Annotated in this window: 29 protein-coding genes, 1 tRNA gene and 1 riboswitch; of the genes, 12 read left to right on the top strand and 18 right to left on the bottom strand. The window is 67.0% G+C overall.

What is annotated here, in order from left to right:
• The 4 genes from WAS25_RS10275 to WAS25_RS10260 all read right to left on the bottom strand — a co-directional run.
• Nucleotides 1-417 (bottom strand): ATP-binding cassette domain-containing protein (locus tag WAS25_RS10275; protein WP_422311717.1); only part of this gene is annotated, 417 nt, incomplete at its 3' end.
• The gene (locus WAS25_RS10270; protein WP_422311715.1) at nucleotides 414-1,400 is read right to left on the bottom strand and encodes a FecCD family ABC transporter permease; all 987 of its coding nucleotides are present in this window, start codon (nucleotides 1,398-1,400) and stop codon (nucleotides 414-416) included. The genes WAS25_RS10270 and WAS25_RS10275, both read right to left, overlap by 4 nt.
• Entirely contained in the window at nucleotides 1,397-2,188 is a 792-nt protein-coding gene (locus tag WAS25_RS10265; protein ID WP_422311713.1) for an ABC transporter substrate-binding protein, read from the bottom strand. Before WAS25_RS10265 ends, WAS25_RS10270 begins: the two co-directional genes overlap by 4 nt.
• Nucleotides 2,189-2,334: 146 nt before the next feature.
• Complete coding sequence (locus WAS25_RS10260) at nucleotides 2,335-4,362, bottom strand: TonB-dependent receptor plug domain-containing protein (RefSeq protein ID WP_422311711.1); 2,028 nt, start codon at nucleotides 4,360-4,362, stop codon at nucleotides 2,335-2,337.
• Between the two features lie 76 nt (nucleotides 4,363-4,438).
• Nucleotides 4,439-4,648, bottom strand: a riboswitch (cobalamin riboswitch).
• Between the two features lie 32 nt (nucleotides 4,649-4,680).
• Between WAS25_RS10260 and mtnP the strand changes: the two genes are divergently transcribed.
• Together mtnP and WAS25_RS10250 are read left to right on the top strand one after the other, a co-directional pair.
• Nucleotides 4,681-5,556: an S-methyl-5'-thioadenosine phosphorylase gene (gene mtnP / locus WAS25_RS10255; protein ID WP_422311709.1), complete on the top strand. Its 876-nt coding sequence runs from the start codon at nucleotides 4,681-4,683 to the stop codon at nucleotides 5,554-5,556.
• Nucleotides 5,556-6,053 carry a hypothetical protein gene (locus tag WAS25_RS10250; RefSeq protein ID WP_422311707.1) on the top strand — a complete coding sequence of 166 codons (498 nt, stop codon included), beginning with the start codon at nucleotides 5,556-5,558 and terminating at the stop codon, nucleotides 6,051-6,053. The genes mtnP and WAS25_RS10250 overlap by 1 nt, the downstream gene beginning before the upstream one ends.
• Before the next feature lie 50 nt (nucleotides 6,054-6,103).
• On the opposite strand, the gene WAS25_RS10245 is transcribed toward WAS25_RS10250, so the two are convergent.
• A complete protein-coding gene (locus WAS25_RS10245) occupies nucleotides 6,104-7,645 on the bottom strand; it encodes a serine hydrolase (RefSeq protein ID WP_422311705.1) in 1,542 nt (513 codons plus the stop codon).
• A gap of 159 nt (nucleotides 7,646-7,804) precedes the next feature.
• On the opposite strand from WAS25_RS10245, the gene WAS25_RS10240 reads away from it, so the two are divergent.
• Together WAS25_RS10240 and WAS25_RS10235 are read left to right on the top strand one after the other, a co-directional pair.
• Nucleotides 7,805-8,650 (top strand): peptidoglycan DD-metalloendopeptidase family protein, encoded by an 846-nt coding sequence (locus WAS25_RS10240; RefSeq protein ID WP_422311703.1) that lies wholly within the window; start codon nucleotides 7,805-7,807, stop codon nucleotides 8,648-8,650.
• A complete protein-coding gene (locus WAS25_RS10235; protein ID WP_422311701.1) occupies nucleotides 8,647-9,003 on the top strand; it encodes a cupin domain-containing protein in 357 nt (118 codons plus the stop codon). Before WAS25_RS10240 ends, WAS25_RS10235 begins: the two co-directional genes overlap by 4 nt.
• Here WAS25_RS10235 and WAS25_RS10230 read toward each other — a convergent pair.
• From WAS25_RS10230 to WAS25_RS10195, 8 genes are all read right to left on the bottom strand, one after another.
• Entirely contained in the window at nucleotides 9,000-9,914 is a 915-nt protein-coding gene (locus tag WAS25_RS10230; RefSeq protein WP_422311699.1) for a DMT family transporter, read from the bottom strand. The genes WAS25_RS10235 and WAS25_RS10230 overlap by 4 nt on opposite strands.
• Before the next feature lie 65 nt (nucleotides 9,915-9,979).
• A complete protein-coding gene (locus WAS25_RS10225; RefSeq protein ID WP_422311697.1) occupies nucleotides 9,980-10,675 on the bottom strand; it encodes an ABC transporter ATP-binding protein in 696 nt (231 codons plus the stop codon).
• Nucleotides 10,672-11,856 carry an ABC transporter permease gene (locus WAS25_RS10220; RefSeq protein WP_422311695.1) on the bottom strand — a complete coding sequence of 395 codons (1,185 nt, stop codon included), beginning with the start codon at nucleotides 11,854-11,856 and terminating at the stop codon, nucleotides 10,672-10,674. Before WAS25_RS10220 ends, WAS25_RS10225 begins: the two co-directional genes overlap by 4 nt.
• Nucleotides 11,853-12,494, bottom strand: coding sequence for a hypothetical protein (locus tag WAS25_RS10215; RefSeq protein WP_422311693.1), 642 nt, complete (start codon nucleotides 12,492-12,494; stop codon nucleotides 11,853-11,855). The genes WAS25_RS10220 and WAS25_RS10215 overlap by 4 nt, the downstream gene beginning before the upstream one ends.
• Nucleotides 12,495-12,504: 10 nt before the next feature.
• On the bottom strand, nucleotides 12,505-12,933 hold the full coding sequence (locus tag WAS25_RS10210; protein ID WP_422311691.1) for a hypothetical protein: 429 nt from the start codon (nucleotides 12,931-12,933) through the stop codon (nucleotides 12,505-12,507).
• A gap of 283 nt (nucleotides 12,934-13,216) precedes the next feature.
• The gene (locus tag WAS25_RS10205; protein ID WP_422311689.1) at nucleotides 13,217-13,831 is read right to left on the bottom strand and encodes a non-canonical purine NTP pyrophosphatase; all 615 of its coding nucleotides are present in this window, start codon (nucleotides 13,829-13,831) and stop codon (nucleotides 13,217-13,219) included.
• An 82-nt stretch (nucleotides 13,832-13,913) separates the two neighbouring features.
• Nucleotides 13,914-14,915, bottom strand: coding sequence for a ThiF family adenylyltransferase (locus tag WAS25_RS10200; protein ID WP_422311687.1), 1,002 nt, complete (start codon nucleotides 14,913-14,915; stop codon nucleotides 13,914-13,916).
• Between the two features lie 74 nt (nucleotides 14,916-14,989).
• A complete protein-coding gene (locus tag WAS25_RS10195) occupies nucleotides 14,990-15,454 on the bottom strand; it encodes a DUF6941 family protein (protein ID WP_422311685.1) in 465 nt (154 codons plus the stop codon).
• Between the two features lie 101 nt (nucleotides 15,455-15,555).
• On the opposite strand from WAS25_RS10195, the gene WAS25_RS10190 reads away from it, so the two are divergent.
• The gene (locus WAS25_RS10190; protein WP_422311683.1) at nucleotides 15,556-17,163 is read left to right on the top strand and encodes a bifunctional metallophosphatase/5'-nucleotidase; all 1,608 of its coding nucleotides are present in this window, start codon (nucleotides 15,556-15,558) and stop codon (nucleotides 17,161-17,163) included.
• Between the two features lie 3 nt (nucleotides 17,164-17,166).
• Here the strand turns inward: WAS25_RS10190 and WAS25_RS10185 are convergent, their stop codons facing one another.
• The 5 genes from WAS25_RS10185 to WAS25_RS10165 all read right to left on the bottom strand — a co-directional run bounded on the left by WAS25_RS10185 (nucleotide 17,167) and on the right by WAS25_RS10165 (nucleotide 21,988).
• Entirely contained in the window at nucleotides 17,167-18,027 is an 861-nt protein-coding gene (locus WAS25_RS10185; RefSeq protein WP_422311681.1) for a hypothetical protein, read from the bottom strand.
• A 121-nt stretch (nucleotides 18,028-18,148) separates the two neighbouring features.
• Entirely contained in the window at nucleotides 18,149-20,074 is a 1,926-nt protein-coding gene (gene dxs, locus WAS25_RS10180) for a 1-deoxy-D-xylulose-5-phosphate synthase (protein ID WP_422311679.1), read from the bottom strand.
• 8 nt (nucleotides 20,075-20,082) lie between these two features.
• The gene (locus tag WAS25_RS10175) at nucleotides 20,083-20,970 is read right to left on the bottom strand and encodes a polyprenyl synthetase family protein (RefSeq protein WP_422311677.1); all 888 of its coding nucleotides are present in this window, start codon (nucleotides 20,968-20,970) and stop codon (nucleotides 20,083-20,085) included.
• Nucleotides 20,967-21,209: an exodeoxyribonuclease VII small subunit gene (gene xseB, locus WAS25_RS10170; protein WP_422311675.1), complete on the bottom strand. Its 243-nt coding sequence runs from the start codon at nucleotides 21,207-21,209 to the stop codon at nucleotides 20,967-20,969. Before xseB ends, WAS25_RS10175 begins: the two co-directional genes overlap by 4 nt.
• 41 nt (nucleotides 21,210-21,250) lie before the next feature.
• Nucleotides 21,251-21,988 carry a DUF4412 domain-containing protein gene (locus WAS25_RS10165; protein WP_422311674.1) on the bottom strand — a complete coding sequence of 246 codons (738 nt, stop codon included), beginning with the start codon at nucleotides 21,986-21,988 and terminating at the stop codon, nucleotides 21,251-21,253.
• A 79-nt stretch (nucleotides 21,989-22,067) separates the two neighbouring features.
• Here WAS25_RS10165 and WAS25_RS10160 point away from each other — a divergent pair, with 79 nt between their 5' ends.
• The 7 genes from WAS25_RS10160 (at nucleotide 22,068) to WAS25_RS10130 (ending at nucleotide 26,955) form a co-directional block, all read left to right on the top strand.
• Entirely contained in the window at nucleotides 22,068-23,438 is a 1,371-nt protein-coding gene (locus WAS25_RS10160; RefSeq protein ID WP_422311672.1) for a sigma-54-dependent transcriptional regulator, read from the top strand.
• A gap of 171 nt (nucleotides 23,439-23,609) precedes the next feature.
• On the top strand, nucleotides 23,610-24,194 hold the full coding sequence (locus tag WAS25_RS10155; protein WP_422311670.1) for a hypothetical protein: 585 nt from the start codon (nucleotides 23,610-23,612) through the stop codon (nucleotides 24,192-24,194).
• Between the two features lie 91 nt (nucleotides 24,195-24,285).
• Nucleotides 24,286-25,122: a deoxyribose-phosphate aldolase gene (deoC, locus tag WAS25_RS10150; protein WP_422311668.1), complete on the top strand. Its 837-nt coding sequence runs from the start codon at nucleotides 24,286-24,288 to the stop codon at nucleotides 25,120-25,122.
• A gap of 43 nt (nucleotides 25,123-25,165) precedes the next feature.
• Nucleotides 25,166-25,663, top strand: a complete 498-nt coding sequence (locus WAS25_RS10145; protein WP_422311666.1) for a roadblock/LC7 domain-containing protein — start codon at nucleotides 25,166-25,168, stop codon at nucleotides 25,661-25,663.
• A gap of 15 nt (nucleotides 25,664-25,678) precedes the next feature.
• Nucleotides 25,679-26,263, top strand: a complete 585-nt coding sequence (locus WAS25_RS10140; RefSeq protein WP_422311664.1) for a GTP-binding protein — start codon at nucleotides 25,679-25,681, stop codon at nucleotides 26,261-26,263.
• A 76-nt stretch (nucleotides 26,264-26,339) separates the two neighbouring features.
• Nucleotides 26,340-26,415: transfer RNA gene (locus WAS25_RS10135), tRNA-Asn, on the top strand.
• Between the two features lie 51 nt (nucleotides 26,416-26,466).
• Nucleotides 26,467-26,955 carry an FKBP-type peptidyl-prolyl cis-trans isomerase gene (locus tag WAS25_RS10130; RefSeq protein ID WP_422311662.1) on the top strand — a complete coding sequence of 163 codons (489 nt, stop codon included), beginning with the start codon at nucleotides 26,467-26,469 and terminating at the stop codon, nucleotides 26,953-26,955.
• The last annotated feature ends 2 nt before the right edge of the window (nucleotides 26,956-26,957 follow it).

Genomic DNA, 26,957 nt, shown 5'->3' with positions numbered 1-26,957 from the left:
GGCCAGGCCCACGCGGTGGCGCTCGCCGCCGGAGAGGCGCGTCACGGGGCGCTCGGCGAGATGGGTGAGGTCCAGCTCCGCCAGGGCGGCCTCCACTCCGGAGGGATCGTCACCCCAGGCATAGCGGCCCTGGGCCACGACCTCGCGCACGGGGAAGGCGAACTCGAAGTGGGCTTCCTGGCCCACCCAGGCCAGGCGCCGGCCACGCTCCTGCATGGCAATGCGGGACAGGGCCTGTCCACTCCACGCCACAAGACCCTCGGCGGGCAGCAGTCCCGCCAGGGCCTGGATCAGCGTAGATTTCCCCGCCCCGTTGGGACCCACCAGGGCGGTGAGCTCGCCCGGGCCGAGGTCCAGCGACACCGCCTCCAGCCGGCCGGGCACCGCCAGCGCGGTGGCATGGAGGGCGGCGGTCATCGTGGCCTCCTCAGCAGCCACAGGAAGAAGGGGCCGCCGATGAGGGCCGTGACCACCCCCAGGCGCAGACCCAGGGGGAAGGTGCGGGTGACGAGATCGCAGGCCAGCAGGAATGTGGCGCCGCCCAGCATGGAGTAGGGCAGCAGGCGTCGGTGGTCGGGGCCGAAGGCCAGGCGCAGCACGTGGGGCACCACTAGGCCGACGAAGCCCACGATGCCCGCCACGGCCGTGGCGAGCGCGGTGAGAATCGTCGACAGGATGATGAGCTGGCGGCGCAGGCGGCGCACGTCAACGCCGAGGCTCTGGGCGCTCTGCTCGCCCAGGCTCAGCAGGTCCATGGCGCGGCCCAGAGGCAGCAGCAGTAGGCAGGCCACGAGGATGGCGGGCACGCCCATCCACACGTGCTCCCAGCTGCGGCTCTCCAGGCCGCCCATGAGCCAGAAGAGGATCTGCGCATTCACCTCGAAGTGGCCCGCCGTGGTGGTGAGCAGGAAGCTGGTGCCTGCGCCGAGCAGCGCGTTGAGTGCCACGCCGGAGAGCAGCAGTCGCTCGGTGCCCGCGCCCCGCTGCGCCAGCATGAGCACCATGCCCGTGGCGGCGAAGGCGCCCAGGACGGAAGCCAGGGGCAGGGCCCATATCGTGGCCGCGGCGAACCCGAAGATCGGTCCCGTGGCCAGCACCGCCACGGCGCCCAGGGCACCGCCGCTGCTCACGCCCAGCAGGCCCGGACTGGCCAGAGGATTGCGGAAGAAGGCCTGCATCACCACACCGCTGGCCCCCAGGGCCGCACCCACGGCCAGGCCCACCAGGGCCCGGGGCAGGCGGAAGTCCCGCACCACGGTTCTGGCCACCTCGTCCGTGCCGTTTGTGAGGGCGCCCAGCACCTGCCCGAAGCTCAGCCGCAGCTCCCCGAAGGCCAGCGAGGCCAGGAAGGTCAGCACCAGAAGCGCCAGCAGGAGCGGGACGGCGAGGCGGGGCTTCACCGGAAGCGCTCCGGGTGCAGGGCGCGGGCCAGGGCCTCGTAGGCGGCGATGCGGTGGTGGGAGACGCTCGACATCATGGGGCCCGGAAGCATTACCAGGTGCCCGGCTTTGAAGGCGGGCAGGGCCCGGTAGTGCGGGATGGCCGCGAGCTGGGCGCGGGTGCTCTCACCTTCGGAAGCCACCAGCACTTCGACGTTCCAGACCAGCAGCTTCTCGGAGGGCGTTGGGGCATGGCCCCTCAGACCCGCCTCTGTGGCCACGTTCAGGGCCCCGGCGTGGTCGCAGAGATCCTGGAAGGTGGTGCCGGCCCCCGAAGTGAAGGGATAGACCCCCGCGCTGAGCACACGCACGGGCTTCACACCGCTGAGTCGGGCGGCGAGCGCCGCGGCGCGGGCCCTGCACTGGTTGATCACGGTTTCGGCGCGGGCCTCCTGGCCCAGCTCACGGCCGAGGAGACGCAGGCTGGCGTAGATGTCCTCCAGCGTGTTGAAGCGGTCCAGCACCACCAACCGGACCCCGGCCCGCCGGAGCAGGGTCAGGGTCTCGGGGCGGGTGAAGCTGGCGGCCAGCACCAGGTCCGGGCGGAAGCGCAGCACGCTCTCGGCGTCGCTGTCCCGGAGGGCCGAGAAGCGCCTCGCCTCGGCGGCCACGGGGCTGAACTGCGCGTCGTGGCTGATGTGGCTGAGGGCCGCGATCTGCCCCGGATCAGCCAGGGCCAGCAGCAGCTCATCCGTGCCCACCGCCTGGCTCACCACCCGCTGGGGGTGCGCCGCATTCAGGGGCAACACGGCAAAGAGAAGGCATACCAAGATACGAAAAAATGATTCACCACGAAGACAGAAAGACCACCAAGAAGTGAGTGGGGATTGGTCGATGGTCCTTCTTCCTGTCTTCCTGTCTTCGTGGTGGATTTGTTTCCGACCGAGATTCGCCATCACCACCTCCAGGTGGCGCTGAGGGTCCAGCGGGGGCCGGGGGCGGGGAAGCCATAGACCAGGGCTGCGTCGCCGTTCTGGTCGTAGCGGCCGCTAAGCCAGTCCTGAACGCTCTGACGGGGCTGCAGGAGGTGCTCGCCGCGCAGGGCCAGGGTGAGGCTCTGCATGGGCTCGAAGGCGCCGCCCAGGCTGAAGTCGCGGTAGGGCCTGCCCGTGGCGATCACCTGGTAAGTGGTGTCGTGGATGTCGTAGCGGGCACCCACGCGGTCGATGCGGACATCGGCCCGCCAGCGCTTCCCTTGGGCGAAGCCGGCCAGTGAGCCCGTGAAGAAGGGGTGGCGCACGATGGCGGTATTCTGCTGGCCGAAGCGGTCGGCCTCAGTGTTGTGGTCCAGGTCCCGGGTCTCCTGGCTGCGCAGGATCAGGTCCCAGCCGTAAGCCAGGTCTGTGCCGCCCCGCCAGCCCAGGGCGCCTTCGAGGCTCTGGGCGCGGATGCTGCCCTGGTTGGCGTAGTGCGAGGTGAAGAGGGGCGGGTAGGCGAAGCTGGTGTCGTAGACGTAGGCCAGCAGATTGCTGATGCGGGTGCGCTGGGCCTCCAGGCGGTACTCCCAGTGGCCCGCCAGCAGTCCCGTGGCGCCCACCTGGAGCGTGCGGCTGCGCTCGGGGGCCACGGGATAGGTCTTCCCATCCTGATTTTCGGCCTGGGCGTTGAGGGCGAACTCCGTGGTGTTGGGCATGCGGAAGCCCTGGCCCGCGCTGGCGTAGAGCCGAAGCTCCGGCGCCACCACCCAGTTGAGGCCCGAGCGCCAGGTGCCGGCCTCTGCGCTGCCTGCGCGGCTGCGCTGGCCGGTGTCCTGACGGGTCAGATCGCGATGCCCGGCATCGTGGCGCAGGCCCGCCACCCAGTCGAGGCCCTCCAAGACCGTCCAGCGGGCTTCGAGGGCCCCGGCCAGATCGCGCCCCTCGCCGCGGTAGGACACGGCGGCGAAGGTGGCCGGATCGTAGTAGTTCTTCGCGTGGCTCACATCCTCCCGGGCTTCGAGGCGGGCCGAGAGGCGCAGGGCCTTCGAGGGCGTCCAGTGCAGGGTGAGCTGGTCCTCCGCGCGGCGGAAGCTGCGGTCGGTCTGCTGGCGCAGGGGACCGCTGGGATCGCCGGTGCTGCCGGACAGGGCCTGCAGGGTGTTCTCGAGCACCAGGCTTGGTGCGAGGGACCAGCGCAAGCTGGCGCCCCAGCTCTCCTGCCGGGCGCTGGTCTCGCGCTGGGGCTCGTAGCTGCGCCCGAACCCCGGCCAGGCCAGGGTGGTGAAGGGCAGGGAGGCCGTCTGGCCGCTGTTGCGGTAGAAGCCCGTGAGGTCCACGGGGCCGAGGGTGGTGCCCAGGCGCAGGAACCCACCCGCCTGCCGGAAGGCGTCATCCGGGAATCCACTGCCCTGTTTCTGGGCCTCGGCACCGGCGGCCAGCCAGCCCAGGGCACTGGCCAGCTGCACCCGCGTTGAGGCGCCGCGCAGGCCCTTCGTGCCCGCCTTGAGGCCCGCCTGGCCGTGGAAGCCGTCGGCGCCCTTGCCCAGGCTGGTGAGCGCGATGACGCCGCCAATGGCGTCGCTGCCGTAGAGCACGGACGAGGGTCCCAGCACCAGCTCCACACGGCCGATGCCCACGAGGCTGAGGGCGCCCAGGTCGGGGCTGATGGCGGTGGGGTCGTTGAGGCGCAAGCCGTCCAGCAGCACCACGACGTTGCGGCTGAGGGTGCCGTTGAGGAAGGCCGAGGCATTGGCTCCGGGGCCGCCGCTGGCCATCACGGCGCCCGGCTGGAGCACCGCCAGCAGCTCGGCCAGGGTGCGACTGCCCAGGCGGGCCAGTTCCTCGGCCTCCACGATGCGCACGGGGCCCGGCGTGCGGGTGACTTCCACGGGCTGGGCCTCGGCGCTGACCGTGACCGTGGCCTCGCCGAGCTTGCGCTCGGGCTCGGCGCCGCTCGAAAGGACGGACACGGCCGCCAACAGGGATGAGATCCGGGGAATGCCCATCATGCCTCCACGCATGACGTCGCGGCGGCGGGGCGGATTCCCCTGGTGGGAACCACGGCCCGGCCCGTTCCCGCGACGGGGGGTGAGGTGCAGGACCGGTCTCCGGACTCGCACGCGACAGGGGCTTTTCGGCTCCCCCCTTGCCTTCCCGGGATGGTCCCAGTGGCTCGGGCTTGAGGTCTCACGCCAAAGGGGCCGTGGTGCATACCGTTGCGGGGCAGTGCAGGAATCTCACCTGCTTCCCGAACATCCAACACTGAATTGTCAGGACCACCAGAGAAGCACGGCGCCGTCCTCCTTCGCAAGTAGAATGGAGCAATGCGAGCACCCATCGGCATCATCGGCGGCAGCGGGCTCTACCGGATGGAGGGCTTGGCCCTCGACCGGGCGCAGGAGGTGAAGACCCCCTTCGGCGACCCCTCGGGCCCTGTGCATCTGGGCACCCTGGAGGGTGCCCCCGTGGCCTTCCTGGCGCGCCATGGCGAAGGCCACCGCTTCACGCCCAGCGAGGTGAACTACCGGGCCAACCTCTGGGCCCTCAAGTCTGTGGGCGTCGAGCGGCTGATCTGCGTGTCCGCCGTGGGTAGCCTGCAGGCCCGGCACAAGCCCGGCGAGCTGCGCCTGGTGAGCCAGTTCATCGACAAGACGAAGCACCGCAAGGACACGTATTTTGGCGAGGGTCTGGTGGCCCACGTGAGCTTTGCCGAGCCCACCTGTGCCCATGTGTCGGAAACACTGCTAGCCTCGGGCCGCGCACTGAACCTGCCCATCGCGGGCGACGCCCTCTATGTGTGCATGGAGGGCCCCGCCTTCTCCACCCGCGCCGAGAGCAGACTCCACCAGAGCTGGGGCGCGGACCTCATCGGCATGACCCAGGTGACCGAGGCCCGCCTCGCCCGTGAGGCTGAGCTCTGCTATGCCTGCATCGCCCTGGTGACGGACTACGACGCCTGGCGCGAGGAGGAGGAGGGTGTGGATGCCGCCTCGGTGCTGGAGGTCATGCACGCCAACGTGGACAAGGCCCAGGCCCTGCTGCGCCAGGTGGTGCCGCAGCTTTCCGGTGCGCCGCGGTCCTGTCCTTGTGGCGAGGCCCTGAAGATGGCGCTGTTCACCGCCCCGGAGGCCGTCACGCCGGAGGCCCGCCAGCGGCTGGACCTGCTGGTGGCCAGGTACGGCTACGGCGTGGTGCGCTGATGGCCAAGGCCCAGGGCCCAGCCCAGCCCAGCCCCAAGCTGCAGGCCCTACTGAAGGACTTCCAACAGATCGCCAGCATGTCGGGCTACCTGAACCACTCTTTCGACCCGCCCCAGCTGCGCCTCTTCTTCACGCTGTACGGCCGAGTGATGGTGGCCTCGCCCGAGCAGGGCCTGGCCCTCACGCCCCAGCTGCAGGCCTGGTGCGAGGCCCTGTCTACCCGCCTGCGCGAAGGCAGCTCGGCCACCATCATGGCCCCCCAGATCCAGGTGAGCGCCCCCCAGACCATGCCCGACGGTCGCGACTATCTGGTGGCCACCGTGACCTTCAACACCAAGGTCACCGACACCTCGTACCTCCGCATCCGCACCGCCATCCTCGCCGCCTACCAGGACGCCGTGAAGATGCGGGAGGTGGGGTTTGTGGAGGAGACCAGTGTGATCGAGCCCAACCTTGGGGACGTTGCAGGTTTGCCGGCAGAGGGTGTGGATCGCTGAGTCTGGCCGCAGCATCCAGTTCAGCAACCCCTCCCCAATTCAGCGGGTCCTCAGTGCGATGGGCTTGCCTTCGCCACAGGCACTTTCGTAAACGTCAGAGATGGGTTATCCAACACCACCGCGCCGATGCCGCCATCCAGGGCGGTGGTGAAGCCCACGGTGCTCCAACCGCTTCGACCATCTCCGAACCTGGTTCGGAACGTGTCGAAGTGCCAGTGCTCCAGGCGGCCCGCGAAGTTTGGTGAAGGACCCATCCGCAAGGCCAGGACCTGGCCTTCCAGTGTCACTTTCAACTCGCCCCAGGCGGGGTGGGAATAGGTTCCGGTGTAGGCCTGCAGGGGGTGGCTGGGCTTCGTGTCCTTCACCTGCGTCTTCTCCTGTTCGGCTTCCCGGCCCTTGCCCTTCGCCTTCAGGTCGGCGTACAGCTTGAGACATTCGGCATTCCAGTCCCGGTCGGGGGCGCCGAGGCAGAGATCGAGGACCTTCCACAGGAGGGCGTGCCGGAACTCGGCGTGGTCGAGGTTACCGAAGATGAAGACTCCCACCTTCGCCTCGGGGACCAGCCCGATGATGGCCGTGCGGCCATCCGTGCTGCCGGTGTGCATGGCGACGAACTGGCCGCGGTAGTCCTGGAGAAACCAGCCCAGGCCATAGCCCAGCCAACGCGAGCCGGTGAGCTGCATTGTCGGGTAACCCCACTGGTGCGGCGCGACGACGACCTGGGGGATCCACAGCTCCGCGAAGACTTTGGGACTTACCATTGGCTTGTCGCCGACCTTGCCGCCGGCCAGGAGGAAGGCCAGCCACTTGCCGGTGTCGTGGGCCGTGGACCAGACCGCACCGGCCGCAGGCACGCGGTCCACGGTCACTTCGGCGATGGGCCGAACTTGACCGCTGATCTCGAAGTGGGCCGAGGAGACGTTGGCGTCCACGGTGGCTTGCACCGATCCGAGCGTCACGCGGCTCCGGGTCATCCCGAGCGGGATCAGGATGCGCGTGGCGATGAACTGCTCCCAGGGCATTCCTGAGACGGCAGCGATCACCTCCCCGGCGACCTGGTACATCACATTGTGGTAGATGAAATCCGACCGCAGGGCGCTGGTGGGGGGCACCCGGTCCAGGCGCGCGAGGATGTCCTTCGTGCTGAGGTCCTCACGAGCCCAGAGCAGGTCCGCATCCTGGATGCCCGAGGTATGGCGCAGGGCGTCCCGAACGGTGACGTGTTCCGTGAGGTAGGCATCGGGCAGGCGGAAACTGGGCAGGTGCTTGCGGATGGGATCATCCCAGCCCACCTTGCCCTCATCGACGAGCATCGCCATGGCCAGGGCGGTCATCGCCTTGGTGGTCGACATCATGCCGAACAGCGTGTCCGGGTCGACCCTGCCTGGTTTGCCAAGTTCGCGGACACCAAAGCCCTTCTCGTAGACGACGGCACCATCCCTCACCACCACGATGGACAGCCCGGGAATGTTCCAGTCCTTCAGCCCCTTTTCGATGAAGGGATCGAGGACAGGCGCCAGCGTGGGCTGTACCTGGGCGATCAGAGAAGGGGCCTGAACAGCCAGAACCAAGGCCAGCGCGAGGAATCTCAAGGGGGCTCCTGGAGAAAGGTCAGCCCAGGATGGCCGATTCCCATTCATCAGACCACTCGAATCGTGGCGCCAGGAACTGTTGCCGCGCCAGGTCTCGTTCTACCTGACCGGGTGCGCCCTTCGCTATCCTGGAGCCCTCGCTCCTGCGACGTGTTCGGAATGCCTATGACCTGCTGTCTCACAGTCTCCCGTTCCCTGGTATTGCTGATGGCGATGACAGGGGTCCCAGGGGTGGCAGGGGCGGTGGCCAAGGGCCCTTCCTTCAAAGCCTCACCTGTCCCCGGCGGGGTGGCGGTCGTCGCCCTGCCCGCCAAGTCCACGGCGCCTGTGGTTACCTACCTCGGCGAGCCGGTGCTCACGCGGCGCAGTGGCCAGGGCTGGGTGGCGGTGGTGGGCATTCCCCTAAGCGCGAAGCCCGGTGAGCAGGCCATCGAGGTGGATGGTCGGGCGGTGCCCTTCGCGATTCGACCGAAGCGCTATCCCGAGCAGCGCGTCAAGCTGGCGAACCAGCGGCATGTGACGCCCAACGCCGAGGACGAGGCCCGCATCGCCAGGGAGCAGGTTCTGATGGCGCCGGCCTGGAAGGCCTGGCCCGAGGCGCTGGTGCCTTCGCTGAGTTTCCGCCAGCCCACGCCAGGGGCCCTCACTGCCTCCTTCGGTCTGCGGCGCATCTTCAACGGCGTGCCCCGCTCGCCGCACTCGGGCCTGGACATCCGGGCTCCCCAGGGCCAGGCGGTGCGGGCCCCGGCGCCGGGCCGGGTGGTGCTCATGGGCGACTTCTTCTACAGCGGCAACGCCGTGTTCATCGCCCACGGCGAGGGCGTGGTGAGCCTGCTGTGCCACCTGTCGAAGATCTCGGTGAAGGAGGGCCAGGTGCTCCAGATCGGCGATGTGGTAGGCGAGGTGGGAAGCACGGGCCGCGCCTCGGGGCCGCACCTGCACTGGTCCCTGAGCCTCAACAACACCCGGGTGGATCCCCGGATCTTTCTGGGAGGCCAACCATGATCCGGCGGTTGAGCGACCTGCCGGCTGAAACCAAGGCGAACATCCGCGGTGGTGAGGGCCGGGCCCTCGACGTGAGCCTGCTGCAGCTGGGCGACATGGCGGGCGTGCTCAGCCTGGGTCGGATCACGCTGGAGCCCGGCGCCAGCATTGGGGAACACGCGCATCCGAACACCGAGGACCTCTACCTGATTGTCGAGGGACGGGGTACCGGCCTGCTGAACGGCGAGCGCTTCCCCGTGGGGCCCGGGGACCTCTTCCTGGTGAAGGCGGGCGGCAGCCACGGCCTCATCAACAACTCGGAAGCGCCCCTGACTTTCATCGGCCTGCTCACGCGGAGCGAGGAGAAGGTCTAGCGGCCCCCCCGCGCGTAACCCTTCGTCTGCACCAGGATCACGCCGAGGATGGCGATGGCGCCGCCCACGAGGGTGAGCAGGGCGGGGACCTCGCCCAGCCACACCCAGGCGATGAGGCTGGCGAGCACCGGCGATAAGTACAGGAAGCTCGACAGCAGTGAGGCGGGCATCCGGGCCAGGGCATAGTTCCACAGCACGTAGGCGATGGCCGCCGGAAAGATGCCGAGGTAGATGACGGCGAAGGTGGCGGGGGGCGCGGCCACGGGAAAGCGGCGGAGGAGGCCCGGCAGGAAGACCAGCAGGGGTAGGGTGCCCGCCCAGATGGAATAGCAGGTGAACTCCAGGGCGGCATGGCGGCGCAAGAGCTGCTTGGACAGGATCGAGTAGACAGCCGCCACGGTGGCCGCCAGCAGGATGAGCAGGGACCCGGGCGTGAAGTGCAGGCCTCGGCCGCCGCTGAGGGCAATGAGGGCCACGCCGGCGAAGGCCAGCAGGATGCCCAGCCACCCGAGCCCGGTGAGGCGTTCCTTCAGCACGGCCACTGACAGAAGGGCGGTGAACACGGGGGCCGCCGAGATGAGCAGGGAGGCCGCCCCGGCTTGCACCGTCACCTCGCCGAAGTTCAGGGCCACGTGGTAGACGCTTATGCCCAGGAAGCCCGTGAGGCCGATCAGGGGCAGCTCCGAGCGCTCCGGCAGCCGCATCCGCTTGGCCGCCGCGTACAGGGCCAGCAAGGTGGAGGCCGTCCCGAAGCGGAGCAGGGCCAGCTCGCCGGGGCCGTAGCCATCGGGGCCCACGGCGCCCGAGGGGGTGAGGCGCATGCCCGCCCGGATGCCCGCGAAGGCCGAGGCCCACAGCAGCAGCAGGGCCGAGATGGCCAGCCAGGTACGGGGTTCGCGCTTCCACGTCATTCCTTCACCCTACCGGAGTGGCCCGCGGCTCCGCCTCCGGATTCCGGCATGGGCATTCCTGCGCTTCAAGCCTCGCAGGCCCGGCCGTCGCGCATCTCGATGTGGCGGCCGCCGAGGCGGCCCAGGTCGGGGTTGTGGGTGACCATGAGGATGGTCAGGCCTGTGCTGCGGTTCAGCTGCTGCAGGATCTCGCCGATCTCGCCGGTGCGCGTGGTATCTAGGTTGCCTGTGGGCTCGTCGGCCAGGAGGATCTCGGGACGGTTCACCAGGGCCCGCGCGATGGCCACCCGCTGCATCTCGCCGCCGGAGATCTGCCCCGGCAGGTGGTTCATGCGCTGCTCCATGCCCAGCAGGCCCAGCAGGCTCTCCACCTCGCCCTCCACGCCTGGCTTGCGGTAGAAGGCCAGGGGAAGTGCCACGTTCTCCCGCACCGTGAGGGTGGGAATCAGGTAGAAGTTCTGAAAGATGTAGCCGAAGAGCTCGCGGCGGATCCGTGTGAGGTCGCGCTCGCCGAGGACCTCGCTGTTGCCGAAGATGCGCCGGCCCGCCAGGTCCAGCTCGCCCGAGGTGGGGTTCTCTAGGCAGCCCAGCAGGTTCACGAGGGTGGTCTTCCCGGAGCCGGAGGGCCCCATGAAGGAGACGAACTCGCCCTTGCGGATCTGCAGCGAGACGCCATCCAGGGCACGCACCTCCTCGCTGCCGCGACCATAGATCCGGGTGAGGTCCCGTGCTTCGAGGGCGATGCCGTTGGCGGCGCTCATGCCTCACTCCGGATCGAATCCAGGGGCCGGATGCGCCCCGCCTTCCAGGCCGGGTACATACCGCTGACCAGGCCCACGACCACGATGGTCAGCAGGGTCATGGCGGAGAGCCGGAGGTCGATGGCTACGAGCTCCCCGCCCGGCGCGTAGGGGAGGGCCCGGCGGACCAGTAGGTCGGAGAGCCGGGCGAAGACCAGGGCCAGCCCGATGCCGAGAACGCCGCCGCTGGCGCAGAGGATGAGGGTCTCGGTCCAGACCAGGCGGAAGATGTCGCCGGGCATGGCGCCCATGGTCTTCAGGATGCCGATCTCGTGCTTGCGCTCCAGCACGGACATGAGCACGGTGTTCACCACGCCCACCATGGCGATGAGCAGGGCAATGACGGCGATGGAGAGCACCATCACCCGCGCCGTGGCGATGAGCTTCATGATGGTCTGCTTCACTTGGCTGAAGCTCACCACCTGCATGTCCGGCAGCTGGTAGAGCGAGGCCTCCAGCTTGGTGAGGTCGGCGTCCTTCCTGGCCTTGATGCCGATGGTGGTGATCTTGTCGAGGCCGGTGATCTTCTGCAGGGTGCGCAGGGGCACGAAGATGGTGCCGTCGTCCTGGGTGCCCGTGCGCTGGAGGATGCCCACAACCTTGAGTTGCACGTTCTTCTCGGGAACGAGGATCAGGTCCCCCACCTCGCGCTGCTCAAGTTCGGCCGCCTCGTAGCCCATGACCGCCTCCTCGGCGTTGGCATCGGCGAACCAGCCACCCTTATGAAAGCGCAGGAAGGGCTTCATGGCCGGGAAGGTGGCGAGGTCCACGCCGAAGTAGCCCGCGATTCCGCCACCATCGCCCTTGTTGGGATCGAAGAAGGCCTGCATGAGGATGGGCGTGACCTTGTCCACTTCCGGCCGGGCCTCGATGGTCTTCACCACATCCTCTTCGATGTAGCGGAGCCCGGCCCCGCCCTGCAGCATCATGGTGGCGGCCTCGTACGGGCAGCCCTTGGCCATGACCATGATCTGGTAGCCCATGTTGTCGATGTCGCGGTTCAGGGCCTTCTCGTAGCCGCGGTTGAAGCCCAGCAGGCTCACGAGCACCCAGGAGGACAGGATGATCCCCACCAGGGTGAGGACGGTGCGGGCCTTCTTTCGCAGCAGGTTCTTGGAGGCGATCTGGAACTTACTGATCATGGCTGCTTCTTCTCGGCCGAGTAGAAGAACTCGTCCATCAGGATGAGGTTCTTGTTCAGGGCCCGCAGGACACCCAGGAAGTCGGTCAGGGCCTCGGGCACCGGGTTGACTACGGCGGCCAGGCGGCCGGTGCCCTTGCCGGCAATAAAGTCAAAGGTCGCGAAGTCCTTGAGGGTCATACCCACGAACTGGGTGCCGAACTTGCGGGCAGTGAACTTGTTCGCCCAGGAGCCGGCCACGCGCTGCAGGTAGAAGGCCTTGATCCGGCCTTCGAGATCCAGGGAGACGAAGACCTCGAGCACGCCGAACTGTCCCTTCTGATTCACCCCGTGGATGTAGCCGATCTTCTCCTTCCCCTTGTAGATCTCGTAGAGGGTATAGGGCACGTCCAGGGGGGCATAGAGGGCGGGAACCCCGGCGAGGCGGCTTACGACCCTCTTGAACACGGGCTCACCGCCCCGGCTCGCGAAGGAGAAGTAGAGGGTCTTGTAGCTGGTGGACTCGGGGAAGAGGCGGGGCACGTCAGAGGCGGGGTTGTTCAGCTCGCAGCTGACCGCCGCCGGCAGGGGCGCGGCCACGAAGGCCAGGGGGAGGAGCAGGAGGAGGCGCCTCGAAGGGAGGCCGCGCTGGGGATTCATGGCGCGCCCCTTAGAGGTCGAACAGGTAGGCGCCGCGGAGGACGGCCTGCCCGTTTTTCAGGAAGGTGAACCGGATTTCCCAGTCGCCGGGCATCACCAGCTGGACTGGCAGCAGGTAGGCGCCCTTCTTCGAGAGCGCGAAGGCCTTGGGACCGCTGCTGTGGGCCCCCCGCATGGAGGGCATGTCCGCGTCGCCCTGGATGGCGAAGCTCGTGTCCCGTTTGCCGTCCTGGGTGAAGACCTCCACCCGCATGACCGCCGTGCCGAGCTTGGGCTGCTGAGTGAAGCCGTAGGTGAAGTAATGGTCCTTGCCCAGGGGCACCTTGCGGCCGGGTTTGGACAGGGTGGGGTAGTCGACCTGGGCAGAGGTAGGCGCGGCAAGGATCACCGGTGTCGCGAACACCATCCCGAGGAATGACGCAATGAGGACCTTGGACATGGACTGGCTCCTGGGTTCATCCGGGGCATGGAAAGATTGATCCTACCCGGACATCGCGAGTTGAGGGCCCGGAAGCTGGCTGGGGGAAACCATGTATTTGGTCTCGATGAGGGAGGCTGGAGAAGCCTGAAATGAACGCAGAACCGGATTTACGGGAGAAGCACGACAAGGTGCGCGACCAGCCCGGGTCGGATTTTTGGATGTCCAGGCGGGCTCCAAAATCCTCCACTTGAGTGGAACTTGTCCTGACGGCGAAACCCTCACTTGCGCCTGTGCGCCCCGCTCACATTCCCTCGCCGAGCAGCCGGCGCCAGAGGGCCTGGCAGGCCCGGGCCCGGTGGCTGAGGGAGTGTTTCGTCTCCGCGGGCAGCTCGCCGAAGGTGTGGTCGTGGCCTTCCGGCAGGAAAATGGGATCGTAGCCGAAGCCGCTCTCGCCGCGGGGCTCCAAGGCCAGGCTGCCCTCCACGGAGCCACTGATGGTAAAGGGGGGGGCCTGAAGGGGGGCGTAAGCCAGGACGCATACGAAGCGCGCGGTCCTGACCGCGCCCTCCGGCAGCATGGCCAGCAGGCGGCGGATCTTGTCGCGGTAGGCGGGCAGGTCCGGGGCGAAGCGGGCGCTCAGCACGCCGGGACCACCCCAGAGGGCATCCACGCAGAGCCCGGAGTCATCGGCCAGCACCCCGTCCACGGGCTCAGTGCCGTGGGCCAGCCACCAGGCCCGGGCGCCCTCTGCCTTCTGCAGGGCGTTGTCCTGAAAAAAGGCGCCGGTCTCCGGCAGCTCAGGCGCATCCGCAGGCCAGGGGACGACCTGGATGTCCGGCAGGAGCTCCGCGAACTCGCGCAGCTTGCCGACGTTGCGGGAGGCCAGAACGACCTTGAGTGGGGAGTGGACGATCAAGCATTCACCTGATGGAGAGGGGAATCATGGCTGGGTGGTGAGGTCTTGCGTGTCGCCACAGGCGATACCAAGAGAAGGACTTTCAGCATCCCACCACCTCGGTGTACCAGCTGCGGGCCCGCTCGGGGGTCATGGGGCCGTGGACGAGGGCGCGGCCATCGGCGAAGAGGGTGATCTCATCGGCACCGTCGCGGCCCTTGAGCATCAGGCCCGCCTGCCTCCAGGGGCTGCGGGTGCGGGCTTCGAGGCGTTCCTTCAGGACGGCGAGATCAAGCTTCCCCGGCGGGTTCACGCGGATCTGGACGCCTTCCAGGCCGCAGAGGGCGCTGGCTTTCAGGCTCCAGCGGGCCTCCAGGAACTCGGTGACCTTCTCTGTGCAGAAGCGGCAGCGGGTCTTCGGGGCCTTCAGGAACTGCCGCTCGTCGTGCCAGAAGTCGAAGCGGGCCAGTTCGGTGTGGGGCGCCTGGCCCGTGAGCACCTTGAGCGCCTCCATGGCCGCCCAGCTGCCGATGATGCCCACGGTGGGGCCCAGCACGCCGGCGCTGTCGCAGGTGTCCACATCGCCGCCCGCGGGGGGCTCCTCTATGAGGCAGCGCAGGCAGGGGGTGTGGGTCGGGTGCAGCGGCCAGACCACCCCCTCACCGCCGATGGCTCCGGCGTAGATCCAGGGAGTGCCCGTGAGGATGGCCACATCGTTGATGAGGAAGCGGGCCTCGAAGTTGTCGGTGCCATCGCAGATGAGGTCGAAACCGGACAGCAGCTCGCGGGCGTTGCCGCTGGTGAGATCGGCCACCACGGGAGCCAAATCGATGCTCGAATTGGCTTCGTGCAGCCGCTCTACGGCCACTTCAGCCTTCGGACGGCCCAGATCCGACTCGCCGTAGAGGAGCTGGCGCTGGAGGTTCGAGAGCTCCACCAGGTCCCGGTCGATGAGGGTGAGGTGGCCCACGCCGGCCCGGGCCAGCCAGGGGGCGATGACCGATCCCGTGGCGCCCAGGCCCAGGACCGCCACCCGCTTCGCCCGCAACGCCTCATCGGCCTCGCGGCCCAAAAAAATGCGCTGCTTCGCGTAGCGGTCGGACATGGTTACTCCGCTCTCAGTCTAAAAGCAACGGCGCCCCGCCGGGGCGCCGTTGCTTTTAAGACAGATGGAGAGACTTAGTTGCCAGCCTGGCCAGCTTCGGCCATGGCCTTCTCATACTCAGCCTGGAGGCGGCTGGCGTCGGAGATGGCGAACTTGTAGACGTACTCGAAGCGGTCGGCGCCCTTGGTGAGGGCGATGATCACTTCATAGACGCCCTCGCCAGTCACCTCGAAGGGGCTGGCGATGACGTTGAAGGTGCCTTCCTTGGCGCCGTCGGGGATCTGCACATCGCTGTCGCGGATCACGTCCTTGCGGTCGCCGGTGGGGCTCACGATGGAGAAGCCGAACTTGAACTGGCCGTCCATGCGGGAGAACCGGGTGTAAAAGCACACCTTGGGGAGGGTGAAGGGCACCTGGGGCACCACGATGTGGTGGTCGTACAGGCCCATCAGCGAGGTCTTGCCGCCCATCTCCTGGCGGATGTCGTCGCAAAGCAGCGTGAATTCGTGCTTGGGGGCCTTGATCTGGACTTCTTGCATGGGGGGCTCCGAAAGAGGGGGCATCCTTGGGTGAGGGGAAAGTTTACCCTTGAAGTCGGCCCCATCCAACCCTGGGTTGCCGGAGTCACCCTGGAGCGCGCATGCGTCATTGGTTCTGGATCCTGCTGATCACCTTGGGCCTCCAGGCTCAAGAGGCCCGGATTCAGATTCTTGGGACCACCGATATGCATGGCCATGTCATGGCCGAGGACACCTTCAGCCTGCAGGCGGCGAACCAAGGTTGGGCAAAGGTCACAACTCTGATCAGGCACCAGAAGGCACTGAATCCGAACACGATCCTGGTGGACTGTGGCGATACGATCCAGGGCGAGCCGGTCAACTACGTGCGGAACGTGCTCCGGCGCGACCTGCCCGAGCCCAGCGTCGCCATCATGAATGCCCTGGGGTTTTCCGCCATGGTGGTGGGGAACCACGACTTCGACTTCGGCCTACCGGTGCTCCGCGAGGTGGAGAAGCAGGCGAAGTTCCCGCTTCTGTCGGCCAATGCGGTGGACGTCAAGGGCCGCCCTGGTTTCCAGCCCTATGCCCTGGTGACGGTGGCCGGCGTGCGTGTGGCCCTCCTGGGCTTCACCACGCCCGGGGTGCCCGCCATGACCGAGCCCGGCAACTATGCCGGCCTGGCCTTCCAGGACATCGTGGCCACGGCGAAGCGCCTGGTGCCCTACCTGCGGGACAAGGAGCGGGCCGATGTGGTGGTCGTCCTCATGCACTCCGGACTTGGCGAGGTTCGCGGGGTGGAGGGCGACGAGAACGCCGCCCTACGGCTGGCGGATCAGGTCAGGGGCGTGGACGCCATCTTCGCGGGACACACCCACCAGACGCTGCAGACCGAGCACAAGGGCGTGCCCATCATCCAGGGAGGCTGTTTTGGCCGCGCCCTGGCTGTGCTGGATCTGGACCTCAGCCTGGAGGGTGGGCGCTGGCGGGTGGTGGCGGGCAAGGGCCGGACGATCAAGCCAGAGGACCAGACCCCCGCTGATCCTGAGGCCCTGAGGCTGACCGCGGAGCTTCGTGCCACCACGGACCGCTACCTCGACACGGCTGCCACGAACCTGCTGGTGGATCTGGACAGCCGCTGGGCGCGGATGGAGGACACGCCGCTCATGCAGCTCATCCACCAGGTGCAGCGCCAAGCCACTGGCGCCCAGCTGTCCGCCGCTGCAAGCCCCGGGGCGAAGCTGTTCATCCCCAAGGGACCCACGAGCGTGCGCCAGTTCTACGCCCTGGCGCCCTATGAAAGCCAAGTGGCCCGGATCCGTATCAGCGGGGATCAGCTGAAGCGCTACCTGGAGCACGGGGCGCGACACTACCTCCTCAGCTGGCAGCCGGAGCTGTACAACCGCGAGGTCCCCTTCTACAACTACGACATGGTGGACGGGGTGAGCTACGCGCTGGATCTGGGCAAACCCGTGGGCAGCCGCGTCCGGAACCTCAGCTACCAGGGGCAGCCCGTGAAGCCGGACCAGGTCTTCACCCTGGCGATCTCAACCTACCGCCTGCGCGGAGGGGGCGGCTACATGGCGGCCATCGGCTTCATGGGCACGGCCGACCTGATCACGCCGGCCTCCCAGCGGAATCTCATCCTCGAGCATGTCCTGGGTCGCCCCGCGCTGAATCCCGCGCCCACGAACACCTGGCGAACGATCCCCTTCCTGGACCGGGAGCGGGTGCTGAGCCTGGCGGGCTGAGAACTACTTGATCTTCACCAGCATCAGCCCGCCCCTGGGGTTGACGAAGATCGCGTCGGAATCCAGGACGCCCACCAGGATGTGGGACTCGTCCAGCCCTGTGGGAAGGAACTCCAGGCGGGACTGTGCGAAGTCGAGGCGCGCCAGGGCCTGGCCCTGGAGCGTTGCCCGAAGGGGGGCGGGAATCTGGGCGGCCTTGACCGCCGCGAAGACCACGCCCTTGCCGGGCCAGATCACCAGGGGGCCGCGCTCCACAACATAGCCCTCAAGGGCGGGCGCCGGCTGGCCAGGGCCCAGCAGGAGACTGGTTTCAGCAAGCTTCCTTCCGGTGTTCCCATCCAGGATGGCGAGGTTCAGGGCATTGCCGTCGGCCATCAGCACATTGCCCGCATCGTCCAGGACGATCGGGCGCCGGTTCAGGGGCGCAGGCCCCTCACCCCTGGAGGGCTTGGCTCCGAAGGACCACAGGAGGCCGCCCTTGAAGTCGCGCTTCTCCAGGTATGGCTCCGGAGCCTTGTAGGACAGCACGAAGCCCTTGGGGTCCCAGCAGACATCGCCCACTTCGGCGGGTAGCTTGAGGTTGAGGATGACGTGCCCGGTCTTGTCGATCTGGGTGATGGTGGTGCCCCGGGCGACCCAGGCGTTGTTCCGCGGGTCCAGCAGCCACCGTTCGGGAGCCTCGTCGGACTTGCCCACGGGCACGCTCCCGAGGACGCCGCCGTCGCGTAGCCAGGTATGGAGCATCCGGCTGCCGGCGTCGAAGAACGTGAACGAGTCGTCCTTGTCCTGCTTGGCCCAGCTGCGGGCTTGGGTGGCGGCATCCCAGGACTGCGCGCACAGGGTGGGCCCGGACAGGCCGATCAAGGCGCTCAGAATGGATAAGCGGATGCAGCTATTCCTCACGAGAAATCCTCAAGTCTGATCAATCACCAGGGCGGGGTGATTCCAACCATAGGAAATCCTGGGGGGGTTCGCAAGTTTTTACTTAGATTTGACTGGAAAACCCTTGAATCCGTTCCAGCAGCTTCTGGGGGCCCAAGCCTTCGTCCTCGAGCAGCTGTTTGGGGTCTCCGTGGTGGACGAGATGATCGGGCACCGCGCAGCGGAGCAGGGGGCGGAGGATGCCGGCGTCTGCCAGGGATTCTGCGACCGCCCCGCTGAACCCCCCGGGCGCGCAGCCTTCCTCCAGCGTCACCACGCCCCGGCAACGGCGAGCCCAGGCGTGCAGGAGGGGCGCATCGAGCGGCTTGACGAAGCGGGCGTTGATGACCGCGCAGGAGCGCCCTTCCGCGGCCAGGCTCTCAGCCAGGGCCTGGGCCGGGGCCACCATGGCGCCAATGGCGCAGAGCAGGAGGTCGTCACCCTCCCGCAGTAGCTCGCCCTTGCCGATGGGCAGTGCGCTGATGGGCTCCTCCAGCGTGACGCCCAGGCCGTTGCCCCGGGGGTAGCGGATGGCTGCGGGGTGGCCGCAGTAGAGGGCGGTCATGAGCATGCGCCGCAGCTCGTTCTCATCCTTGGGGGCCATGAGGATGATGTTCGGCAGGCAGCGCAGGTAGGCCAGGTCGTAGAGGCCGTGGTGGGTCGGGCCGTCGGCCCCGACGATGCCGGCGCGATCCAGCGCGAAGGTCACGGGCAGGTCCTGGATGCAGACATCGTGGGCCACCTGATCGAAGCCGCGCTGAAGGAAGGTGCTGTAGATGGCGCAGACGGGGCGCATGCCCTGGGTGGCGAGGCCGGCGGCAAAGGTGACTGCATGCTGCTCGGCGATGCCCACGTCGAAGCAGCGGTCCGGGAAGGCCTTCTGGAAGAGGTTCATGCCGGTTCCGTCCAGCATGGCGGCCGTGATGCCGACGATCTTCTCGTCCGTCTTTGCCAGTTCCACCATGGCCTTGCCGAACACGCTGGTGTAGCTGGGTGGAGCAGGCTTGGTCGGGTCTACGGTGACCTTGATGATCTCGCCAGCCTCAGCATCAAAGGCGGTGACGCCATGCCACTTCAGGGGGTCCTGCACGGCGGGTTCGTAGCCGTAGCCCTTCTTGGTCTGGACGTGCAGCAGCACCGGGCCGTCCTTCATCTTCTCCTTGGCTTCGGCCAGGGCCTTCGAAGTGGCGCCAACGTCGTGGCCGTTGACGGGGCCCATGTAGCGGAAGCCCAGGTCCTCGAACAGCAGGCCCGGCACCATGAGCCGCTTGAAGCTCTCTTCGCTCCACTTGGCGGCCTTGGCCACGCCCTTACTGACCGACTCCAGGGGGATGGCCTTGATGGCGTGCTCGATGCGGTCGCGCCAGCGGTGGTAGTACTGGCCCGACATGATCTGGTTCAGGTACCCCTGCAGCGAACCCACGTTGGGGTTGATGCTCATGTCGTTGTCGTTGAGGATAACCAGGAAGTTCTTCGTCTGCAGGTAGCCCGCCTGGTTCAGCGCCTCGAAGGCCATGCCGGCGGTCATGGAGCCGTCCCCGATGACGGCGATGCAGGTGTGGTCCAGCTTCTGGAGGTCCCGCGCCTTGGCCATTCCCAGGGCCGCGGAGATGCTGGTGCTGGCGTGGCCGGCGCCGAAGTGGTCGTAGGGGCTCTCGTCGCGCTTGAGGAATCCCGACAGGCCATGGTGCTGGCGCAGGGTGGGGAAGCGGTCCTTGCGGCCCGTGAGGATCTTATGGGGGTAGGCCTGGTGGCCCACGTCCCAGACGATGCGGTCCTGCAGGAAGTCGAAGTGGTGGAAGAGCGCCACGGTGAGCTCGACGGTGCCGAGGTTCGAGCTGAAGTGGCCGCCAGTCTCGGAGACCGAGGCGATGAGGAAGGCCCGTACTTCGGCCGCCAGCTGCTCCAGCTGGGCGGGCGTGAAGTGCCGCACCTGCTGGGGAGCGGCCAGGGAATCAAGCAGGGGATAGGGGCTGCCGGGAGTCGCCACGGGTCGGGCTACCCGGCCCGCAGCGCCAGATAGCGCGCCCAGGCTGCCAAGGAATTCCGGTTGGGAAGGGATGCTAGCTGACATAAGGCGGTCTCGGTGGCTTCACTTAGGGCATGGCGGGCACCCTCCAGGCCCAGGAGGGAAGGGTAGGTGATCTTACCCCTGGCCGCATCCTTTCCCGCCCGCTTGCCCAGATCGGCATCGGTGGCGGTGGCGTCGAGAATGTCGTCCTGGATCTGGAAGGCCAGGCCGATGGCCTCGCCGTAGGCCCGCAGGGCGACCCGTTCTGTGAGCGTCGCGCCGCCCAGCACGGCTCCGATTTCCAGGGAAGTGCGCAGCAGGGCACCGGTCTTGAGGCGATGGATGAGGCGGAGATGCTCCAGATCGTAGGCTTCGACCTTCTCGCCCTCCAAGTCGAGGGCCTGCCCCCCCGCCATGCCCCGCCATCCCGCCCCTTCGGCTAGAAGGGTCAGGGCCTCGGCGCGGCGCATGGGGTCGAGGCCGGCCGAAGCCAGCACGCCGAAGGCCTCCGTCAGCAGCGCATCGCCCGCCAGGATGGCGTGTCCTTCGCCGAAGACCTTGTGGTTGGTGGGCCGGCCCCGGCGGAGATCGTCGTCATCCATGGCGGGGAGGTCGTCGTGGATGAGGGAATAGGTGTGGATGTACTCCAGGGCCAGGGCCCCGGGCAGGGCCTGCTGGGCGCTGCCGCCGACGGCCTCGCAGGCCAGCAGGCAGAGCACGGGCCGCACCCGCTTGCCGCCGGCCTCCAGGCTGTAGCGCACGGCCTCGCCGAGTCGCACGGCCTCACCCGAGCGGAAGGGCGCGGTGAGTTCGGCGTCCAGGAGCGGCAGCAGCCGGTCGAGGTCGGCGCGGACCTGGCTGGAGGCCTCGCTCACCGGGAGTCCCTTGCTTCGTCAAGCGGCTCTGCGCGGTATTCACCGCCCAGGCCGGCCTTGAGGACCTCCACCCGGCGCTGGGCTTCGGCCAGCTGCCTCTGGAGCCCCTGGCTCAGCTGCACGCCCTCCTCGAAGCGGGACAGGGCCTCCTCGAGGCCCAAGCTGCCCGATTCGAGCTGCTGTACCAGGGCCTCCAGGCGGTCTAGCCCATCATCGAAAGAAGGAGGTTCGGGGGGCATGGGCGGTTCCTTCGGACGTGCGCTGGCTGGGATTCCGGGCCTCAGCGGCCCTTCGCCAGGTTCTCGCGCATCTTCTTCCCGGCGTCCTCCAGCTTATAGCCTTCGGGCAGGGCGAAGGCGGATTCAGGAATGGATCCCTCCTTCAGCTCCGTGGCCACGCTGGTCAGGTCACCCACGATGGGCAGCACGTTGTGGGTTCGGAGGGCGATTCCCTGCACCTTGGCCAGTTCCTCGCCCAGCTTCAGCATGGAGGAGGCACCGGGACCCAGCTGGCCGATGGCGTGCTGGAGGCGCAGGAACCGCTTGTAGGAACCCACGGGCATGGGCGGCTTGAGCGAGGGATCGTTGCTGCTCTCCATGACGGTGGAACCCATGGTGACCTTCCACTTTTTGCATTTCCGACCCAGGATGGTCTCGGATCCCTGCTCTTCGACCACGACCTGGGCATCACTCCCGCCCATTAGCTTCTGGGCGAAGGCGGGCAGGTTCTTCATCTTCTCCGCCATGCCCTCCATGGCCACTTCCAGGTCCTCCCAGCTCATCTTCTGGATGACCTTCTTCTTGTGGTCGATGGTGTAGTGGACGCCCTGGACGAAGTCCACCAGGGTGTCCCGCTGGCCCTCCGGGTGGTTGATCCGCATGAATTTGGAGGACCAGAGGTGGGTCTGCTTCCCTTCGTGCCCCCGGCCGGTGCTCGTCATGGTGAGGGTGAGGTCTCCGGCGAGGAGGCTGGGGATGCAGAAGGCAAGGGCAAGGACTGGCGTCAGAAGCCTGCGCATGGGATTTCTCCGTGATGGTTGCCCATGAGCATACGCGCGGTGGTGGCACTTTGGGGTACCTTCAAACCTGGGGGGAATCATGGCCCGAGTGCTCGTGGTGGATGACAGCAAGGAGACTTGCGAGTTCCTGGAGGAGCTCCTGGGCTCCATGGGGCTGGAGGTCGCGAAGGCCACCCATCCGGATCGGGCCATCGAGCTGATGCACAAGGAGCCCTTTGACCTGCTGCTTTCTGACATCAACCTGGAGGCCAAGAAGGACGGTCTTGACCTCTTGCGCGAGGCCAAACCCCTGGGGGTGGATACGATCCTCTTGTCGGGGTTTGGCACCCTTGAAACGGCCATCGAGGCGGTGCGTGAAGGCGCCTTCGACTTCCTGAGCAAGCCGTGGAACAACGAGGAGCTAAAAGCCCTGGTGCGCCGGGCCTTGGCGCGGCGGCAGTCCAGCGGGCACGGGGTGGTTCCGGGGGCTTCGCCGAAGGGGAAGCGCAGCCTGATGATCGGCTCGAGCCCCAGGATGATGGCGGTCTACAAGACCATCGCGAGCCTGCAGAACAGCCGGGCGACCGTGCTCATCACCGGCGAGAGCGGGACGGGCAAGGAGCTGGTGGCCCGGAGCATCCACCTCTCCAGCGACCGGCGGGATCGCGCCTTTGTGGCTGTGAACTGCGGGGCCCTCACGGAGACCCTGCTGGAATCCGAGCTCTTCGGCCACGTGAAGGGCTCCTTCACGGGCGCCATCGGTGAGAAGCCGGGGCTCTTCGAGGAGGCCTCGGGTGGCACGATATTTCTGGACGAGATCGGCGAGACGAGCCCCAGCTTCCAGGTACGCCTGCTGCGGGTCCTGCAGGAGCAGGAGATCCGGCGCGTGGGCGGGAACAAGACCATCAAGGTGGATGCCCGCGTCATCGCCGCCACCAACCGGGACCTCCAGGTCATGGTCAAGGCTGGGACCTTCCGGGAGGACCTCTACTACCGCCTTGGCGTGGTGGAGCTGGCAGTGCCCGCCCTGCGGGAACGGCGGGAGGACATCCCGGCCCTGATCGACCACTTCCTGTCCGAGTTCGGTCGCAAGGACGACCACACCTACCAACTGCACCCCGAGGCCCGCCGGGTCCTGGAGGCCTACTCCTGGCCGGGGAACGTGCGCGAGCTGAGCAATGCCATCGAGAATCTCACCCAGCTCAGCCGGGGCCTGGAGATCGCCGTGGACGACCTGCCGGCCAAGATCCAGGCCGATGTGCTCAAGAAGGCCCTCCGGCGGCCGGAGTCCGGGGAAGGCGTGCCCGCTCTGATCGAGGACTGGCCCAGCCTGGATGAACTGGAACGCCGCTACATCCAGGTCCTGATTGGCCGCCACAAGGAAAAACAGCGCATTGCCGAGATTCTGGGCGTAGACCGGACCACCCTCTACCGCAAGCTGAAGCGTTACGGGTTCCACGACGGCGAGTAGCGGACCTACGGAGTGGGAATCGTCGCACCCTGCTACAGGTTGCAGAATGCGACGGATTTTGTGAATTTCAAATTGGTTTAAGTCTTTATTTTGCTTGATATGTGGTTTGGCCCAAACCCTGCTTAAGGTTATGCACTTCCGGCCGTGCCGGATCACCCCAGGGAGTAACCCATGAAGAAGCTTGCTGCGCTGCTCGTCGCCGCCGCTCTGATCAGCCCCGTCTTCGCCGAAGAGGTCAAGAAGCCCGAAGCCAAGAAGGCTGAGAAGGTCGAGACCAAGAAGGCCGAGAAGAAGGCCGAGCCCAAGAAGGAAGAGGCCAAGAAGGCCCTGACCGTCGAGGAGAAGAAGGCCGAGCCCAAGAAGGAAGAGAAGAAGGCCGAGAAGAAGGCCGAGAAGAAGGCCGAGCCCAAGAAGGAAGAGGCCAAGAAGGCCCTGACCGCCGAGGAGAAGAAGGCCGAGAAGAAGGCTGACTGCCCCAAGGATTGCAAGAAGGATTGCTGCAAGAAGGGCGAGAAGAAGGCCGAGGCCAAGAAGGCCATGACCGCCGAAGAGAAGAAGGCTGAAGCCGCCCCCAAGGCCGAGAAGAAGGCCAAGAAGGCGAAGAAGGCTGCCGCCAAGGCCGAGCCCAAGAAGGAAGAGGCCAAGAAGGCCCTGACCGCCGAGGAGAAGAAGGCCGAGCCCAAGAAGGAAGCCAAGAAGGCCGAGAAGAAGGCCGAGCCCAAGAAGGAAGAGAAGAAGGCTGAAGCCAAGAAGTAATCGTCCTCACGGATGCATGGGAAAAGCGGGCTTCGGCCCGCTTTTTCGTGGATGCCTTTCCGGGGACCAGCGGGCGGGCCATGATGGAGCCATGATCGATCCCCTCCTCGACCTCACTGCCGAAATCCGGGCCCGGGTGCCGGCCCTGCCCAGGGAGGGCGTCACGCAGTTGCTGGGTTGCGTGGAGGGCTTCGGCCTGTTCAGGGACGCCAAAGGCCTCCATCACCGGTCCTTTGCCCAGGTCGCCCCCACGGAGGGCCCCTGGGATCTGTCGCCGTTGATCGACCACACCCTCCTCAAGGCCGATGCCACCGGCGCCCAAATCGAGGGCCTCTGCGCTGAGGCCCTGGCGCACGGTTTCGCCTCTGTCTGCGTGAACCCCCTCTGGGTGCCCCTGGCGGCCTCGCTGCTCAAGGGCAGCCCCGTTCGCACCTGCACCGTGGTGGGCTTCCCCCTCGGGGCCTCTGCCACCCAGGCCAAGGCCTTCGAAGCCGAGGTGGCCCTGCTGGAGGGAGCCCAGGAGGTGGACATGGTGCTGGCCATCGGGGCGGCCAGGGCCGGCGACTGGGACACCGTCCGCCGGGACTTCGAGGCCCTGCGATCTGCCGTGCCCGCTCCGGCCCTCCTCAAGGTGATCCTCGAGACCTGCCTGTTGGACGAAGCCGAAAAGATCCGGGCCTGCGAACTGGCCGCGGAAGCAGGCCTCGATTTCGTGAAGACCTCGACCGGCTTCTCCACGGGCGGCGCCACCGAGGCGGATGTGGCGCTCATGCGCCGGGTCGTCGGGCCTCGCCTGGGCGTGAAAGCCTCGGGCGGCATCCGGACCTATCCCGGCGCACTCCAGATGGTTCGCGCCGGTGCCACCCGGCTGGGTCTATCCGCTTCCGTGGCCGTGGTCCAGGGCGGCACTGGCGCCGGACCCTACTGAAAAGTGCGGTATCCTCCAACCATCAGTCCCCCTGGAGGCGGTCGTGGCGAAGCTTGATCTCATGTTGTACGAGGAGGAATACAAACTCCTCCAGGAGATCATCGGCCGCCTCGAGAAGGATGCCTCCGCCAAGGTGGTCTTCCTGGTGGACAAGAACGGCCAGCAGATCGCCGCGGCCGGAGACGTGAAGAGCATCGATGCCACCAGCCTGGCCTCCCTGACGGCCGGCAACGTGGCGGCCACCGACGGCTTGGCCAAGCTCATCGGGGAGAAGGAATTCAGCCTGCTTTTCCACGAGGGCGAGAAGGACAACCTCCACATCTCCATCGTGGGCAAGCGCGGCATCCTGGTGGTGATCTTCGACCAGAACTCTAGCCTGGCCCTCGTCCGCCTGCGGGTGAAGAAGGCCAGCAAGGAACTCCAGGACATCTTCGAGCAGGTCGAGCAACGGGCCCAGAAGGAATCCGATGGAGGCAGCCGCTTCGAGAGCCCCTTCTCGGAAATCACGGACGAAGACATTGATCGCCTCTTCGGCGACTGAGCCCCGGGACGCGCCATGACCTTCATCAACTATGCGTCTCGCGAGATCAACTGCAAGATCGTCTATTACGGGCCGGGCCTCTGCGGCAAGACCACCAACATCCAGTGGATCTTCGAGCAGGCCAATCCCGAGAAGCGGGGCAAGCTCGTCAGCCTGGCCACCGAGACGGACCGCACCCTGTTCTTCGACTTCCTGCCCCTCGACATGGGGACGGTCAAGGGCTTCAAGGTCCGCTTCCACCTCTACACGGTGCCGGGCCAGGTCTTCTACGACGCCAGCCGCAAGCTCATCCTACGCGGCTGCGACGGCATCATCTTCGTGGCCGACAGCCAGAAGGCCCGCATGGAGGCCAACATTGAGTCCATCGCGAACCTAGCCACGAACCTGAAGGAGAACGGGTTCGACATCCGTTCCATCCCCTACGTGCTTCAACTGAACAAGCGGGACATGCCGTCCGCTGCGACCGTACCCGAGATGGAACGCCTGCTCCGGTTCCGGAACGAGCCCATGATCGAGGCCGTGGCCAACAAGGGCACGGGCGTCATCGAGACCCTCAAGGCCGCCGCCCGCCAGGTGCTCATGGAACTCCAGCGCGCCTAGTGGCGACCTGGATCACAGGTCCTGAAGCCCTGCCCTTGAAACCCCGCCCCCGTCCGGTAGAATGGTCATTCGCCTTTCCGGAGTAGCTCAGGGGTCAGAGCGGGTGACTGTTAATCACTAGGTCGGGGGTTCAAATCCCTCCTCCGGAGCCAGAATGATCGCCCCGCATTAGCGGGGCGGTCCATTTCAGAGGAGATGCCAAGATGAGATCACCCGTTTGCCTGGTTGTACTGGCCAGCACCCTCCCACTGGCTGGCGCGGACACCGCGAAGCCTGCTTCTCCGACGCAGCAAGCGGTGCCGAAGGTGACTGCACCCGACAAGACGAAGGGACCCGCCATGGTCACCGCCGATTCCGGCCTCAAGTACGTCGACACCGTGGTGGGCACCGGCGCATCGCCAGCCCGCGGCCAACAGTGCCTGGTCCACTACACGGGCTGGCTCAACGATGGCCGGGGCGGGCGCGGCAAGAAGTTCGACAGCTCCGTGGACCGGGGCAAGCCCCTGGCCATCCCCATCGGCGTGGGGCGGGTCATCAAGGGCTGGGATGAGGGCGTCATCAGCATGAAGGTGGGCGGCAAGCGGACCCTGTACATCCCGTCCTACCTGGGCTACGGCCCCCGGGGCGCGGGTGGGGACATTCCCCCCAATGCCGACCTGATCTTCGATGTGGAACTGGTCAGCCTCCAGTAGGT

Source organism: Geothrix sp., from assembly GCF_049292215.1.
In the GTDB taxonomy this organism is placed as follows: domain Bacteria; phylum Acidobacteriota; class Holophagae; order Holophagales; family Holophagaceae; genus Geothrix.
Note: the sequence above shows the minus strand (reverse complement) of the source record. Positions and strands in the feature narration are given on the sequence as shown.